Annotated in this window: 14 protein-coding genes; 6 read left to right on the top strand and 8 right to left on the bottom strand. The window is 35.7% G+C overall.

Translation table 11 applies throughout. From position 1 onward, the window contains the following. The first annotated feature begins 168 nt into the window (after positions 1-168). Positions 169-945, top strand: a complete 777-nt coding sequence (locus tag BC6307_RS05490) for a MerR family transcriptional regulator (protein ID WP_066411981.1) — start codon at positions 169-171, stop codon at positions 943-945. A 64-nt stretch (positions 946-1009) separates the two neighbouring features. Further along, positions 1010-1909, top strand: coding sequence for an AraC family transcriptional regulator (locus tag BC6307_RS05485; RefSeq protein WP_066411983.1), 900 nt, complete (start codon positions 1010-1012; stop codon positions 1907-1909). Between the two features lie 57 nt (positions 1910-1966). On the opposite strand, the gene BC6307_RS05480 is transcribed toward BC6307_RS05485, so the two are convergent. Together BC6307_RS05480 and BC6307_RS05475 are read right to left on the bottom strand one after the other, a co-directional pair. Continuing rightward, positions 1967-2677: a Type 1 glutamine amidotransferase-like domain-containing protein gene (locus tag BC6307_RS05480; protein WP_066411985.1), complete on the bottom strand. Its 711-nt coding sequence runs from the start codon at positions 2675-2677 to the stop codon at positions 1967-1969. 106 nt (positions 2678-2783) lie between these two features. Then, the gene (locus BC6307_RS05475) at positions 2784-4487 is read right to left on the bottom strand and encodes a methyl-accepting chemotaxis protein (protein WP_066411987.1); all 1704 of its coding nucleotides are present in this window, start codon (positions 4485-4487) and stop codon (positions 2784-2786) included. Between the two features lie 174 nt (positions 4488-4661). Between BC6307_RS05475 and BC6307_RS05470 the strand changes: the two genes are divergently transcribed. Further along, positions 4662-6176: a glycine betaine uptake BCCT transporter gene (locus BC6307_RS05470; protein ID WP_066411989.1), complete on the top strand. Its 1515-nt coding sequence runs from the start codon at positions 4662-4664 to the stop codon at positions 6174-6176. Between the two features lie 44 nt (positions 6177-6220). On the opposite strand, the gene BC6307_RS05465 is transcribed toward BC6307_RS05470, so the two are convergent. Beyond that, positions 6221-7282, bottom strand: a complete 1062-nt coding sequence (locus BC6307_RS05465; protein WP_066411993.1) for an LLM class flavin-dependent oxidoreductase — start codon at positions 7280-7282, stop codon at positions 6221-6223. A gap of 91 nt (positions 7283-7373) precedes the next feature. After that, positions 7374-9101: an ABC transporter substrate-binding protein gene (locus tag BC6307_RS05460; protein ID WP_066411996.1), complete on the bottom strand. Its 1728-nt coding sequence runs from the start codon at positions 9099-9101 to the stop codon at positions 7374-7376. Positions 9102-9213: 112 nt separating this feature from the next. Between BC6307_RS05460 and BC6307_RS05455 the strand changes: the two genes are divergently transcribed. Further along, the gene (locus BC6307_RS05455) at positions 9214-10446 is read left to right on the top strand and encodes an MFS transporter (protein WP_066411999.1); all 1233 of its coding nucleotides are present in this window, start codon (positions 9214-9216) and stop codon (positions 10444-10446) included. A gap of 67 nt (positions 10447-10513) precedes the next feature. On the opposite strand, the gene BC6307_RS05450 is transcribed toward BC6307_RS05455, so the two are convergent. Continuing rightward, entirely contained in the window at positions 10514-10975 is a 462-nt protein-coding gene (locus tag BC6307_RS05450) for a hypothetical protein (RefSeq protein WP_066412002.1), read from the bottom strand. A gap of 187 nt (positions 10976-11162) precedes the next feature. Here BC6307_RS05450 and BC6307_RS05445 point away from each other — a divergent pair, with 187 nt between their 5' ends. Further along, complete coding sequence (locus BC6307_RS05445; protein WP_066412005.1) at positions 11163-11381, top strand: hypothetical protein; 219 nt, start codon at positions 11163-11165, stop codon at positions 11379-11381. A 44-nt stretch (positions 11382-11425) separates the two neighbouring features. Here BC6307_RS05445 and BC6307_RS05440 read toward each other — a convergent pair whose 3' ends face one another. After that, entirely contained in the window at positions 11426-12853 is a 1428-nt protein-coding gene (locus BC6307_RS05440; protein WP_066412008.1) for a YcdB/YcdC domain-containing protein, read from the bottom strand. Between the two features lie 166 nt (positions 12854-13019). Here BC6307_RS05440 and BC6307_RS05435 point away from each other — a divergent pair, with 166 nt between their 5' ends. Continuing rightward, on the top strand, positions 13020-14210 hold the full coding sequence (locus BC6307_RS05435) for an MFS transporter (RefSeq protein WP_066412011.1): 1191 nt from the start codon (positions 13020-13022) through the stop codon (positions 14208-14210). Positions 14211-14609: 399 nt separating this feature from the next. Here BC6307_RS05435 and BC6307_RS05430 read toward each other — a convergent pair whose 3' ends face one another. Beyond that, positions 14610-15584, bottom strand: a complete 975-nt coding sequence (locus BC6307_RS05430; protein ID WP_235858049.1) for a TRM11 family SAM-dependent methyltransferase — start codon at positions 15582-15584, stop codon at positions 14610-14612. Between the two features lie 170 nt (positions 15585-15754). Then, on the bottom strand, positions 15755-16570 hold the full coding sequence (locus BC6307_RS05425) for a DUF2935 domain-containing protein (RefSeq protein ID WP_066412013.1): 816 nt from the start codon (positions 16568-16570) through the stop codon (positions 15755-15757). Between the last annotated feature and the right edge of the window lie 14 nt (positions 16571-16584).

The raw sequence follows: 16584 nt of genomic DNA, 5'->3' as shown, positions 1-16584 counted from the left end.
ATTAACTCTTATTAATTATAAAAAATAGTTCTCACGATTACAATTTAAAAAGGGTTACCACCCTTTTTGTCGAATAAAAATGATGGTAATAATTTCATTTTCTCTCTTGAACCTCCAGTAACGTGAGGTTTTATAATAAACCCTATACTTAATAAGGAGGCAATGTGTATGAAAGAAAATAATTCTTTTTCCATCGGTGAATTTTCAAAGAAAACTGGTATTTCCGTACGTACGTTACACTATTATGATGAAATCGGACTGTTACGGCCAGTGAAACACCCTACTTCAGGTCATCGAATTTACAATTGTGAGGATCTATTTACATTGCAAAAGATAGTAAGTCTTAAATTTTTAGGTTATAGCTTAGAGCAAATTAGCCATTATTTACACGAACCAAGTTTCTCTATTGATTTTAATGAAATGTTAGCATCTCACTTACAGGGGTTACAAAAAGAAAAAGAACAACTCGATCAATCAATGAAGGCAATTAAAAGAGTAATGCGATTGTTAGAAAAAGAAGAAGAGCTAGAAAGTAGCGTATTATTTAGTTTAATCCAAACCTTCCATACAGAAGAAAGGCAAACTGATTGGATGGAACAGCACAACCTAACTCACATAACGGAAAAGCTAGACCAAAAATCTGAAGAAGATATTTTCTCTTTAGATCAAAGCTTTGTTCAATTAACGAAAGAAGTAAAGCAACTGTACGGGAATCCGATTGAGGACCCAAGGGTGCAAGAAATGGTTAAATTATATGTAGAAGCTTCTTTTTCTTTCCTCGGCGAAGAACTAATACAAAAATTAGCAGAAGCTGATGTCGAAGAAACGGATATTCAAGAACTAGAAAACATCGCACCTTCTCCGTTTACAGAGGAAGAACAACAATGGCTTAATCAGGCAATGGAGTATTATATAAAACAAGTAGAAATGGAATCAAATGAATAGCAAAAAATGTTAAGTGCGAATGTTTGTTTGGTGTTAAAGTAGAGTTAAGGTAGGTGAATCGAGAATGGACTATATAAATTCCGTGCAACGAACGTTAAATTTCATCGAAGAAAACTTGCACGAGCCAATATGCTTAGAGCAATTAGCCGAGGTTGCTTATTTTTCTCCTTTTCATTTTCATCGTGTTTTCCAAACAATTGTAGGAGATACTGTGATGGATTATGTAAGAAAAAGAAGACTAACTTGTGCAGCAGAGCGTTTATTTTATACCGATGAAAGCGTAACGAGTATTTCCATCGCTGTTGGCTTCCAATATCAAGAGTCTTTCAACCGCGCGTTCAAAAAGACGTATGGTGTTTCACCGAAGCAATATCGAAGTGCCAAAAGATTAAGTGGTCCGTTACAAGGGAAAGCCTACCTTTCAAATAACCTATTACTAGGAGGACAACAAATGGAACCAAAACTAATTACGAAACCTGCTTTTCACATCATTGGATATGAGCTTAAAACAAAAAATGAAAATGGTCAGAACAACAAGGATATCCCGGAATTTTGGCAACAGTTTATGAAGAATAAATTAGGTTGTAACATACCTAATCCTATTAATCAAAATGTAGAGCTTGGTATTTGTACAGATTTCAATCCTAATACAAATGAATTTGTTTATATTATTGGGATGGAAGTAAACGAAGGTTCTCAGCCACTTGAAGGAATGGTGTATAGAAGTTTTCCAGAACAAGAATATGCAGTATTTACGACTCCGAAGGCAAATGGGGATACATTTACCGCTTCTATTCAATCAACTTGGAATAACATATATACGGAATGGTTCCCTCAATCTGGTTATGAACATAGTGGAGGCACTGAATTCGAATTGTATGACGAAAGATGTCACGGAGATGAAAATATAGAAATGGACATATACATTCCCGTACAAAAAATTAGCATTAACCAACCATCCTAACTCTATTAAACTAATAAAAGCCCGCTTTAAAAAAGTTGGGCTTTTTGCTCACGTTTTCTACATGTCATTATTATCATCTAAATATTTTATTTCTAGACCTGTTTCTGTCACGGTTCTCCCATCACTCTCTACATAAAATGCTTGCGCATTTGGCCTTGAACTAACTGCCACAGTAAGTGTTTCGTTTACAAAATGAAGAGCCGCTCCATCATCAACAGCATACCCAGCTTTTATCCTTCCTTCTAATAATAATTGGTGATAAGCCGGTTTTCTTTTATTCTCACCATCATAATGAGGACAATGGCTACCTTTTAAGAAACCTAAACAATCTAGTTTATACAACGGAGCATTTATCGGGTCAGTTAGGCCTTCTTCGAACCAACAAATCGATCCAGCACTAAGGCCAGCAAGAACGACTCCACTCTCATATGCTTTTTTTAAGACTTTATCAAAGCCCCAATCTTTCCACAAGAGTAGCATATTTCTCGTATTTCCTCCGCCAACATATATAATATCTTGTTCTAAAATGTAGGTTTCTAGATCCGTAAAATTAGGCTCAAATAGAGATACATGAGTTGGCTGACACGGAAGGTTGTTAAACGCCTTATAAAACCGTTCAATATAATTCGTTTGATCACCACTAGCGGTTGGAACAAAGCATATTTTCGGTGAATTTTTCTTTACTTGAGCTAAAATGTAGTGATCTAATAGTAAATTATCAGGCTCCATTGAAAACCCACCGCCACCCATTGCGATAATTTGCCTCATTTTCTCAACTCCTCTATCTCCTAAATACTACAAATGATTGTATTTTCCTTCCTCCACTGAATAAAAGGGACCAGATTAACTCTGTTCCCTTTACGAATTCGTATTATTATATTTTAAAATTCGCTATCGTTTGTTTTAATTTTTCCGCTTGCTGTGCTAGCACTTGTGCACTTGAGTTCATTTGTTCCATCGCAGCTAATCCTTCTTCTGATGCGGCAGCATTATTTTGGTTTCCTTTAGACGTTTCTTCTGAAATAACGGCTACTTCTCTAAATACTTTTGTTACATCTTCACTTAATAGGTACGTTCCATTTACGTTTTCCGTAATATTTTCAACTAAAGTCAACGTCTCTGCAATTTTATCCGCAATTAATTGTAAGGAGCTCTCCGTATCGTTTGCGCTATCAACACTTACTTTTGCTTCTTTATTTACTTCTGTCGTTGCGGTAATTGCATTCGTTATTTCTGTTTGGATTTGTGTAATAATGTCACCAATATTTTCAGCTGATGCTTTCGATTGTTCGGCTAGCTTTCTCACTTCCATCGCTACCACTGCAAAACCTTTTCCTGCTTCTCCAGCTCTTGCAGCCTCAATTGCAGCATTCAATGCAAGCAAGTTCGTTTGATCGGCAATGGAATTGATACTATTAATAATGTTTCCAATTTCACTAGACTTTTTTTCTAGATGGTTCATTACATTTATATTTTCATTCGATAAGTTTTGTAATTTTTCAATACTAGCAGTCGTTACACTAACATTGTGCACACCATTCATTGATGCTTCCTTCATATCAATTGATTTTGCTTTAACTAATTCAGCATTGTCTTTTACATTCTTATTTAGTGCATTAAGATTTTCCATCTTTCCTACTGCCGACTCAATGTAGCTAGTCGTTTCTTCCGAGCCTGCCGCAATTTCACTATTTGTTTCGGTAATTTGAGAAATCGTTTCTGTCGTTTCGATTGATGCTACTACGAGTTCTTCGCTATTTCTCGCTACTAATGTAGCACTATTATTTACTTCTTTAACAAGATTACTTATTCCTTCTATTAGCTTGTTCGTATTTTCCCCTAACTGTCCGATCTCATCTTTTGATTTTACGTTTATTCTTTTTGTTAAATCTCCGCCAGCGTTAGACATTTCTAAAATAACACCACTAATATAACTTAAGTTTTTCGTAATATTTCTCGTAATACCTATTCCTAAAAGCAACGCAACGATGATTGCGACAATAGAAGCGATGATTAACGTTAGTTCTGCTATTACGCTTAACTGATTTAAGCTATTTATTCGCCCTTGCATTAGTTGTTGTTCAATATCAATAAAATTCTCCAGTTTACTTCTTAATTGATCAATAGATGCTTTTCCACTATTTAAATCCACTAAACTACTCGTCAATTCTAAACTGTTGGATGATCTTATTTCTATATTTTTCACTACATAATCTGTTAACCATAATTGAAAAGCTTCTTCCACTATTCGTAGGTTTTCTACTTGCCTTTCATTGTCACTTACATAGTCATGTAAGTGCATAAAGTGCGCTTCTATCTCCTCTTTTGCACGCTCATACGCTGTTACATAATCATTATCTCCTGTAAATAAATATCCTCTTTCCGCCGTTTCTATATCGACAATATTTTTTTGAATATCTTTCGCATGAGACATGACACTAAAGTCTTGTTTCACTACTATTTCTATCTCTTCATTTAACTTTGTTAAAGAAAGAATTGATAGTAAACAAAGTATAATTAATGAAGTAATTAATATCCCAAACGAAAATATTAGCTTACTCTTTATTGTTCTTATCATTTTGGAACCCCTCCAACTACTTACAACAAAGATAATATTATTTAATTATAATATCGACATAATCATTGTTTTGTTTAGAAGTTTAAGGCGCATAAAATCTGTATGTATGTAGATTGAACGAACGGAGAAACTAACAGAGATAATCTCGGGTACTACATTTAAAGGGGGCTCACTATGAAAAAGGAAATGATTGTTTTTTATATATCTGTAGCAATCCTTGCATTACTTGTGATTGTCGGAGTAGTACTTCCTGATAGCTTAGAAAACATTACAGCTAACATTCAAGCTTTTATAACGGATGTTTTCGGCTGGTATTATTTAATTCTAGTATCCATACTTACGCTTGTCTGTCTCTATTTAATGTTAAGTCCGTTAGGAAGGTTAAAACTTGGTAAGCCAGACGATAAACCTGAATTTTCAAGAGTTACATGGATTGCGATGCTATTTAGTGCTGGTATGGGGATTGGACTAGTTTTCTGGGGATCCGCAGAACCGATTAGTCATTATGCGTTAAGTTCTCCAACGGCACAAGAAGGAACAGATCAAGGTATTTTAGATGCGATGCGCTACACTTATTTCCACTGGGGAATTCACGCTTGGGCCATATATGGAATTGTAGCACTCGTTCTAGCGTATTTTAATTTTAGGCATGGGGAACGTGGATTAATTAGTGCAACATTGAAGCCGATTTTAGGTGATAAAGTAAATGGAGTCACTGGGAAATCAATTGATGTTTTGGCCGTACTTGCTACTGTATTTGGAGTCGCAACTACTTTAGGGTTTGGTGCGGTTCAAATTAATGGAGGATTGTCCTACCTTTTCGGAATCCCAGTTTCCATTGGAACTCAGTTTATCATCATCGCCATCGTAACTGTATTATTTATGCTTTCTGCCTATACAGGCTTGAAGAAAGGAATAAAAATACTTAGTAATGCGAATATGGGATTAGCTGGAGTTTTATTTTTAATTATGTTTCTAGTAGGGCCAACCCTTTTCATTCTTAACTTGTTCACACACTCCATCGGTACATATGTTCAAAATTTAGTGTCCATGAGCTTTCGAATAGCACCATTAAATGAGGATATCCGTGGATGGATTAATAGCTGGACTATTTTCTATTGGGCATGGTGGATTGCATGGTCGCCGTTTGTCGGTATTTTTATTGCACGAGTTTCTAGAGGGCGTACGATTCGTGAATTTGTATTTGCTGTTTTATTTATTCCTTCCGTAGTTGGATTTCTTTGGTTTTCCACATTCGGGGGAACAGCAATCATGTTGGAGCATGAAGGAATCGCAAATATTTCTTCTCTTGCAACGGAAGAAGCATTATTTGGTGTTTTTTCTCAATTCCCTTTAGGTTTTGTTGCTTCGATTATCGCGATGATCCTCGTAGGTACATTTTTTATCACTTCTGCAGATTCAGGTACGTATGTATTAGGAATGATGACAACAAATGGTTCTCATTCACCTGGTAACAAAATCAAGTTAGTGTGGGGTATCATGCTTTCCACAATATCATTAGTGTTATTATACTCAGGTGGACTTCAAGCATTGCAAAACACGATGATCGTTGCTGCTCTCCCTTTCTCCATCATTATGGGGTTAATGACAGTAAGTTTAATAAAGGCGCTTTACAAAGAGGCACGTGAACTCGGAATCGGAAAAATAAAGCAGCCTAAAGTAAAATAAATGGAAAAAGAAGGTCAGCGTCTACGGGCACTGACCTCCTTTTCTTAATGACTCTTTGATGTATACTTCCGGATTGCTGGTAAAATTTCTGTACCGATGAGATCAAGATTTTTTTGTAATCGTTCGAACGGCACTCCACCAAAATCAATTTGTGCGATATATCGCTGGTGTCCATATACTTCATGTTGATAAAGAATTTTTTCAATAATTTGCTGCGGGCTACCGATATTCATCACATTTTGTGGGTCAATTCCCTGGGCATATGCCTCAGCTGGAAATCCGCGTCCGTTCGTACGCTTCATCCCTTCATTTATATGAGGATACGTATCTTTAATCGCTTGTTGAGATGTTTCCGCTGCATAGAAAAATCCAGCTGTTGCTACTGGCAGCTCTTCCGGATTATGTCCACCTTGTTTAGCAGCTTCTCGATAGGCATCGATGGAACGTTTAAAGCTCATTACATGGCCGCCTAAATGTGCTAAAAACATCGGCACCCCTGCATAACCAGCTTTAATCGCACTACCTGGTGAACCACCAACTGCACGCCAAATCGGCATCGAACCATTTACAGGTCGTGGAATAATTTTTGCATTTTTTAACGGCGCCCGGAATTCCCCATTCCAGTTTACCACTTCATTTTCATTAATCTGTCTTAATAGGTCAAACTTTTCTTCAAATAATTCCTCATACTGATTCACATCGTAACCTAACAGTTCAAAGAGTCCGATGCGTGAGGCACGCCCCGCAACGATTTCCGCTCGACCTTTTGAAATTAAATCAATCGTAGCAAAATCTTCATAAATACGTACAGGATCCGATGTACTAACTATCGTCGAAGAACTTGCAATTTTAATTTTACTCGTGCTTTGTGCAATTGCAGATAAAACAATCGTGTGTGCTTGCGTTGCAAAATACTCTTGATGACTTTCTCCTACGCTAAAAAAATCTAGCCCCGCCTCTTCCGCAAGCTTGGCATAGTTAATGATTTCTTGAATACGTTCCCCTGCGGAGATTCTCTCTCCTGTAATAGGATTTGGTAAATGGTCACCTAATGTATATATTCCAAACTCTAGTCCTTTGTTTTGGTTAATCCGATACTTTTCCATAAGCGCTACCCCTTTCTCATTCACGAATTTTTCCTACTTGAAGAATACAACAAAAGAGTCACCACTACTATAAATTAGTCTTCTGCAGTGCTTAACTTGGAATCCATATTTTCGTATAGTCGATTTGACCAAAGGAATGAGATTGCACATTTTCAATTGTTCGGTCTAAAAATCTCGTAACGATAGGATGATGTAAAAAGAAAAAGGCATATTCTTTTTGCAAGTATTTTTCTATTTCATCCATTAACTCTATCCTCTTTTCTTTCTCTTCTTCTAACTCGAATTGCCTTAATTTTTCTTCTACATACAGTTCTACCTCTTGATTAAACAACCGATTAAATAATAACACTTGATTTTTTAACGCATAGGAAAAAGCCAAATGCTTATCAAACGAAAGTGACAAGCCCATCATTAATAGGTCGATATTTTCTTCTATTCCTGCTTGCGAAAATTGTGTGTATGAAATAGTACATATTATTAACTGCACACCGTATTTTTCCGCTTCTTTTTTTAACCATGTTGCCTCTTTGACTGCGTGGTTATGACGGAAACAATATAAATTCAAACTCTCGCCTTGATAACCTGACTGCTCTAGTAGCGCAGGGATTTTGTTAGGAAACTTTTCTTGTCGCCTCGAACGTTCTATATCTATACTACTCGCTTCATGTATCTCAATTCCGAAGTCATCCGCCATCTTTTGTACATCAAACAGGTGAAAAATAGCTTCTCTAAAAGCGTGCTGCCTAATAATATTTTGTCGTTTTAAATTAAACGACAAAAGCTGAACACCGGCATTCGTTATCGTATGTTTAGCCGGTATAACGTTCGTAGGGTCTTCTTCACCTGAAAGGTAAATTGTTTTTGCTGCTTCTGATGAAACGCGGTAAAAATGAATTTCATCTATTAACGGACGTTCTTTGAAATAATAATCGTTCGCTTCTAATATTAGCTTATTTTCTGATCTCTCTTTCATTTTAAAAGGACCAGTCCCTATCCATACGTATTCATCAAACTCTACATTGGCTGGCAATATACAAAAATTAATCGCAGAAAGATAACGTAGGAAAAACGGATTCGGTTCATCTAAGTGGATTTCTATCTTTTGAGGATGTGGACAGGTTACCTTTACGATATTTCTAGCTAGCCATGAATATGATGGCGAACTGTTTTTCATTCGGTCAATAGTGTGAGCTACATCGCTACTTGTCACATAGTCTTGATTATGAAAGAAGACCCCTTTTCGTAAATAGAAAGTCCAAATTTTTTTGAATGAATCAACATGAAAATGATGCGCAATATGAGGAATGAAGCAATCTTTCTCTTTATCGTAACGAACTAGTGTATCCCCTAAATACTCAATTAAATGTGTTTCTAGCGATAAGGATATTTTCAATGGGTCCAGTGATTCAATATCTCTCGCCTTAAATGTATGTAGTATGTCTCTTGATTCACCGTAGTCGCGCCTCAATCCAAGTAATTCTCTAATATCTTTTGAATAAGAATCAACCCATGATTTCGGAATTGGAAGGCGGAGTATTTCGGCAATTTTATCGAGTGTCCCATTATTCACACAATCCTCGATATAAGTTTGTACTTCGTTTTGAAAGGAAGTGTAATAAACAATTTTCGAAACATTTCCTCTCCCCCTACCTGGATGATAGGCTATTAAATTAGCATTTTCTAGCCTGTGAAGAATTCGTTTCGTATTTTTACGAGAGCAGTACCAGATCCGATCTATGTCTTCTAGTTTAAGATCGTATTCCTTTTCTTTAAAAAAATGATTTAAGTGAGCCCGTAACGTAAAATAACGCTCTTTCATGCTAACTCCTCCTAAAAGGGGACATTTTTACTTTAATACTACCCTTTTTCCCTCTTTTTAGAAAGTTCATAATTAAATTAACAGATGGAAACAAATGAAAGGATGAGTACAAATGTTTAAACAATCAATTTGGCGAGAAAAGAATGCCTTACTTTATTTTTCTGGAACTATTCTATCTAAGTTAGGAGACAAATTTTATATTATTGCGATACCGTGGCTAATTTATGAATTAACGGAATCAGCGGCTAGTATGGGGATGATGTTCCTCTTTCAAACACTTCCCTTTATTTTCATCTCACCGATAGCGGGTGTACTTGCTGACCGATTGCCTCGAAGAACACTACTTTTTGTAAGCGCGCTTCTTCAAGGTACGTTAGTTGCGATTATTCCAACGTTGCATATGCTACAAGTGCTTCAAATATGGCATGTGTATATACTTGGCTTTTTTATCGCCTGTTTAGGTGCTGTATTTTCGGTTGTCAATTCAACGGTTGTTCCACAGCTATTTCGAAAAGAGAAATTAATAAAAGTAAATACAGCATTTCAATTCATCGATACTTCCTCTGTGCTTTTTGGTAGTATGCTAGCTGGTATACTTATTTCAAAAATAGGGGTTTACAACGTTCTTTTATTAGATGCTATTTCGTATATTCCAATTGCTATATCTATACTCTTTTTAACATTTTTAACGAAGGAATCGCCATCTATCATTAAATCTAACTCGTGGGACCAACTACGAGAAGGAGCTAACTTCTTATGGAAACATACGATACTAGGTCCGTTTACATTACTCGTATTAATAGTCAACATTGCGAACGGTGCGTTAATTAGTATGCTCGTCTACTTCTCACGTGAAAAGTTGTTGTTAACTTCAGAGGAAGTTGGCTGGGTGTATGCTGGGGCCGCTGTTACTCAAATTGTTGCGATTTTCTTAGTGAACTTTTTAGGTAATAAGACGAGTCACATCCGGTTAATGATTATCAACTTATTAATCAGTGCTGTTGGCATTATTACTGTCGCCTTCAGTTGGAGTTGGTACAGTTTATTAGTAGCAGTCGCAATTCAAAGCGCACCGGTTATTATGTTTAATGTTCTATTTAAAACGATGCGTCAACGACTTGTACCTTCTTATATATTTGGGAGAGTGAATGGGTTAATTATGATGCTAGGTCTAGGAACATTACCTTTAGCAGGTTTTTTAACGGGAATCATTGCAGAATGGATAGACATTCGTATTATTTTCTTTACGTTAGGGCTTCTTTCCCTTTTAGTAACTTTGAAATTTATTGGCCTTCGAAATCTTAAGGAAGTGGAAGAAGAGGAAAAAGTGACGGTTGTTTCTTAATATATTTAGGTCGAGGATCGTTTTCTTCGACCTATACTTTTTTTAGCAATGCGTTCGTATTTAATTATTAACTTTTTATTCCTCGCATTTTATCATAAAGGAATTGTCCAATATACAAAATAAATGCTTCCATAACAAACAAACTTAAAAATTGGAAACTGTTCATGTTCACTAAAGTCCAATATCGAATTTTTTTTAACCATTTCATTACCTTATAAACGATGAACAAATGAGTACTCAAGTTTAGAAAAGAAAAACGCAAAATGTTTCCATACCCTAATTTTAGCATCCATAAAGATCCAACGATATATGGACCGATAATTAGAGGAATTTCTCCCACTACTTTTTTGTGGGGGCGTTTATGTATTTTCCACCAGCAGTATTTATGAGCTAAAAGCGTTTCTCCAATTATTAAGATGCCCATAAAAAGGGACATTGGAAAAAAGCGTTTAAAACTTTGTTTTCCCATAAGAGGAACAGAAAACCAAGGAATAATAGCAACCCCAAGTAGAAGCATTCGTGTTTTCATCGCACCCACCTCCCTGTAAGTATTATTAACTTTCTCATATAAAAAAGAAGTTATACTTTCAAGGTAGCAGTGTGTAACCTTTTTATTTTTAGAAGTTTTCTACAGATTAGTTCTAACTACAACTGTCCATCGATACTTTTATAGAAAGAAAATAATTACTACATTTCTTAGAAAAAGGGTGAGTAATATGTACGTTGTTCATTATTTACAGGGTAGAGAAGTAATTTTAACTCAGTTACGTCAAACCGTTCCTTCCTTTGATGAAGGTCTAAAAATTAAAGGACGTAAAGGAAAGGTAACGAATGTTAATGTTGTTGATGACAAACATGTACATGTTCAAGTTGTGATGGATCCAATTATAAAAAATAAGGTAGCACTTGATAACTCAAAAAAGAAAAAAAGGTAGTTCTCATTAGTCTCGCAGTTCTATTACAACTGCGAGACGATAGTTTATTCCCTATACGATATCACTTCGCCTGTTATTGCATGAATACCGCTAATGGCCGTTTTGGTTTTCTTGTTACATGCCTCGTAAGTTAGGATATAATCTACATCCTTACTATCGTAATCGATAGTCCATGCTAAATTAACATCTAAATGACTTAGAAAAAGATTCTCCGCTTCCTCTTTTGATAAAACAGGTTCTAATGGCAGCTCACTTAGTTGTTCCACTTCCAAACTAGGCCCACTGTACTGATCAATCAACCCTGTTTGGCAATTTACGACTACCATTAACATTTCCAAATGCATTGGAATACCATTTTTATTTTTTATATGGAATATAAATGATTCATGTTTTCTTACCTCTTCGTCTTCTGATATGTCTGGAGCTAATAATAGTAAATGCTCTCTATAATTTGGTATCGTCTTTTGTATAAACTCAATAGCTTTTTGCAAGCATTGTTCTCTGTTAAGCGACAGGTTCCCGCTTCGTTCTTTAAACCATATAAAGCTATTAAGTTTACCACAATTCTTCGAAATAATTGCTTTTACAGTTCCTTCCGTTTGCCTTGAAATAAATCCTTCCACAGTCCTATCTCTATCTTTTTCCTCCCAATTCCGATCCTGCCACACTACACCTTTTTCTTCCCCCATATCTACTTCTCTAATTACTTCCATTTCATCTGTAATACCAATAAGCTCAACTATCGACCATTTTTTATTTTCATTCAAGTTAGCTTGTTGAGGTAAAGTAACATATTGTGGAGGAATTTCTTCCTCATGATTGATCGTTAAAGTTGGAGGGAAAACATCTGCTCGATAGTTTAAAACCGACGGATTCGGTTCATATATTAGTTGAAGTCCCTGTTCTTTTACGTTGTATGTATGAGCATAGATGGTACTTAACACTAAGTTAAAATCTAATGTTCGTTTTATTTCAGTAAGGACTTGCTCTTTAGAAATAATGTTGGTAGGAGTTGCAGGTTCCTTCTTTACACCGTAATAATGAAATTCTAATATGTCACCTGTCAAACTAACTTCTATAAAGCAGCCTGAGTTAGGTAGGGGTAGATTCATCACAAACTGTACATATTCAAACCGATATTTATTTTCTAATTTCTCGTTAACATTAAGGGTTAAAGCTCTTAACGCATCCGGATAATGAGATAATAAAAATTGCTCTGCTATAATTTTAATGTCTACATCACTTAGCGGTTTAGTATCTGTTTTTTCTTCTTTTCTCTCTTGTGATAATTTTGTTAAACGCCCTTTGGGGTCTAGTTGCATGGATATACCTTCGTTTTGTTCTTCATCGGCCCATGAAAGCAACGTATATCCAGCACTTTCATTAGGTTGACAATAATCTTCAATAATTAAGCTCCAATGGGATGGAATTTGAATAAGAGATTTTGCCCTCTTTAATATATCTTCACTCATTTGATTTTTCACACCGCCATTCTATCATTCTATTAATAATACGTATCCTAACTGAAAAAGGTTTCTGTTTATTTCGGAAGATAAATTTTTATTGCACATACGATGTAAAGGAGGTATGATATTACGATGTGATTTTATTTCTACTTGGTGAAATGGAGGTTGGTTTATGTCATCAGATCAACGTAAAAAAATTATCGTATTGATGATAAATATGTTTATTGCTATCGGTAGCTTCGGGATTATTATTCCAATATTACCTGCCTATTTACAATCTATCGGACAAGGCGGAACAGCTGCTGGTTTAATGATGGGAATTTTCGCAGCCTTCCAATTTATTTTCTCTCCTCTAGCAGGGAAATGGTCCGACATGTATGGTCGTAAAAAAATGATTACGTACGGTTTAATTGGGCTAACGATTGCTAGTTTTATATTTTACGTATCAGATTCAGTTCTTACTTTATATATATCACGCGCTGTAGGTGGAATCGGTGCAGCGTTGCTCGTACCTGCGATTTTCGCTTATGTTGCTGACATCACCACATTTGAACAACGTGCGAAAGGAAACAGTTACGTTTCAGCGGCGATGTCACTTGGGATTGTCGTAGGACCTGGAATCGGGGGATTTTTAGCAGAATTCGGTATTAAGTTCCCACTCCTTGTTTCTGCATTAGTATCGTTAGTTGCTGTTATTTTCTCGATTACGATTTTAAAAGAAAGTAAAGTTGTTACAGAAAATAGCGGTCCAATGGTAAACGATAATGAGTCGATGATGAAAAAAATAGCTCGAACATCTAAAATGCCATATTTTATTCCTTTAATTATTACGTTTGTGATGAGTTTCGGCTTAATTGCATTCGAATCAGTTATTGGTCTTTATTTAGATCATGAGTTCCAATCGACAGCTAAAGATATTGCCGTAATGGTAACAGCTACCGGTATTGTTAGTGTTATTGCGCAACTTTTCCTAGTAGAACGAATTGTAAACCGTTTTGGAGAAGCGTCTGTTTTAGTTACATTCGTTGGCGTTTGTGCTACCGGTTTCTTGCTTTCGTTATTCGCAAGCAGCTATTCCTTTTTCTTTATCGTTTCTCTCGTTATATTCTTGTCCACTTCGATTTTAAGGCCTGTATTAAATACGTTAATATCGAAGCTTGCTGGGAATGAACAAGGATTTGCAATGGGAATGAACAATGCTTACATGAGTATCGGAAATATTATGGGGCCAACTCTAGCTGGAGTACTTTATGATGTAAATATAATGTACCCATTTATTTTAGGACTAATTTTCTTAATTATTACGTTAGCCATTACTGTTCAATGGCGAAAAAAATCAGCTGTGAAGGTAACAGCTGCATAAACTAGGAAAGGATAGGCTTTGGGTGCCTATCCTTTTTATTATTATAATAACTAAATACCCATTAATTATCATCCCGCAAGTAGTATGTTTATAAAAAACGATAATAGGATACTAATTAGGAACGAAACGATCCAGTCTTTCTTTCTTCATTTTAAACAAAACATTTAATGTTGCACTAATATTCATGCAAACGAAAAATACAAATAAAAAGTTAACTAGACTCCCCACGCTACTCCCCTTTATAAAACAATAACTCATCTAACCACATTATGGTAATTTTAACATAAACAGACCACTAGATGTTGTTTAGCATTACTTTTTGTTCATAAGGATAAAATTAAGGCAAGACCTTAGAAAATTAAGGTCTTGCCTCGTGTTATCTGTATTTTAGGTTCCTGCTCATGCCACTTTTTTACAAACAATAACTTCCCGACGAAACGTTCCTTTTCTTACATCCCCACGATCGACAATGGTAAATCCAGCTTCAGCTAAAATAGGGTCGATTGGTTCTACTGTTAGGATAACGAGCTTGTCTGCAAAGTTGTAAGTGCTTTGCAGCATTTCTAACTGTTCCTGTGGTGTAATGACTGAGCATAGATTATATGGTAAGTCGATTATCGCTACATCATATTTTTCATTCACATCACGGATGTCACGGTGACTAACCTCTCCTTCATATCCAAAGTGGGATAAGTTTTCTCGTACCCCTGGTAAAATAAGATAGTTTATATCACTTCCAACAATGTCGATGTTCATCGATAATGCTTCGACTAGTACTGTACCAATTCCACAGCACGGATCGATTACTTTTATTCCATTAGTATCAGCCATAGGAACGGCAATATTTACGACTGAACGTGCTACACGAGTATTAAGAGCAACCGAGTAGCTATTTGGTTTTCTTTGATGCTGTAGCCAAACTGCTTCGCTTTTTGAATATAGTCCAAATATCCACTCTTCTTTCAGTTTTATTAAACCATACAATAGATCTGGGTCTACTAATTCCGGTTCACCAGGAATTTGCACTCCTACTTCCCGCTCTATTTGACGACGTTTGTTAAAACCAAATTTTTCAGCTTCTATTTGATCAACATTATGCACATACACTAGTTTAAATGAAGCTTTCGCTTCAGGAAGTTTTTTTATTTTCTCGATTAAATCGTCAATTGTTTTCCCTCGTAAAATCACGCCAATTTTATCTCTAATAAAAGGGCTTCTACTCGGTTCAAAATCTATGAAACTTTCAAAACATCTTTCTTCTGAATGAATATGAAAGATGGAGCGTTTCTCTAAATCACATAACGCAGCTTCATCTGGTTCGCACGTATAGTTGTAAATGAAGCTTTTCGGAATCATGATAGTAGTTGTTTTCACTTTAGTACCTTCTTTCAATAGAAAAACTTAGTACTTGTCATGTTGTAAAGACAAATGCCTAAGTTTTATAGGAAACTTATATATTTCGTTTTCCTTTTCTATTCATACTACCATAAAAAACTCAATTCCAATAATTTATTAAATGGAAATTGCACGGGCCTTTCTAATCACTATAAATAAGATGCTCTTCTTAACGAACATTGACTTGCCTCTTGTTGAAGTTCAGGGGCATAATAACTTAATTTCTTTATAAAATAACATGTTTCAGGAAAATGGTGTTCTAAAAAACGTAAAGTAGTTTTATTTAAAAGCTTGTTCTCCCTATATTTATGAACCATCGTAAAAACAAACTGACTCATTTCAAGAGTTACTCTTCCGACTGTTGAAGCAAACTCTTTCTGTCTTGCAAAGCCAGGTTGTTTAAATTTTAAATAACCTTTTATGTGGTGATTTTGGACAATAAACGCTTGATAATTACTTATATAAACATCTGCTTGCCTTGATGCACCAATCTCAATTGGGTCGAGCATATTTTGGAATAGTACGGCATGACCTAATTGATCCTCCAGCCATAGATCCATTAAATCTACTAGAGGAAGAGGTGAAGGTACCTTTCCTTTCACGAGGTAAGAGAGTATTCTCAAATATTCCCGGTTTTCAGCTAGTGTACCGTTCAAATAAGTTGGAGATAGGTTTAAGTTTACTTTATTATCAATTCGTAATGATTGCAGTGCTCCTTCGAACTCATAATAACCTTGTGCAACCGTCAACGCACTCTTCGAAAACTCCACTTGAGCTGCATCTTGTGACTGGATTGTTGGACGTAGGCGATTCAATTGATTTAACAAATCTTGAAAAAGCTGGATGTAACGATGCGCTGTTTCTATATATTCCTTTTCCGTCACCGCTAAATGATCTCTTACAAAGTATGCATGATCTTGTAAAACTTCTAGCCAAAACAAGTGCTCTTCCCATATTGAAATCATTATTATTCCCCCTT

This window comes from Sutcliffiella cohnii, from assembly GCF_002250055.1.
In the GTDB taxonomy this organism is placed as follows: Bacteria; Bacillota; Bacilli; order Bacillales; family Bacillaceae_I; genus Sutcliffiella; species Sutcliffiella cohnii.
The sequence above is the reverse complement of the archived record's forward strand: the minus strand, read 5'-3'. Positions and strand labels throughout refer to the sequence as shown.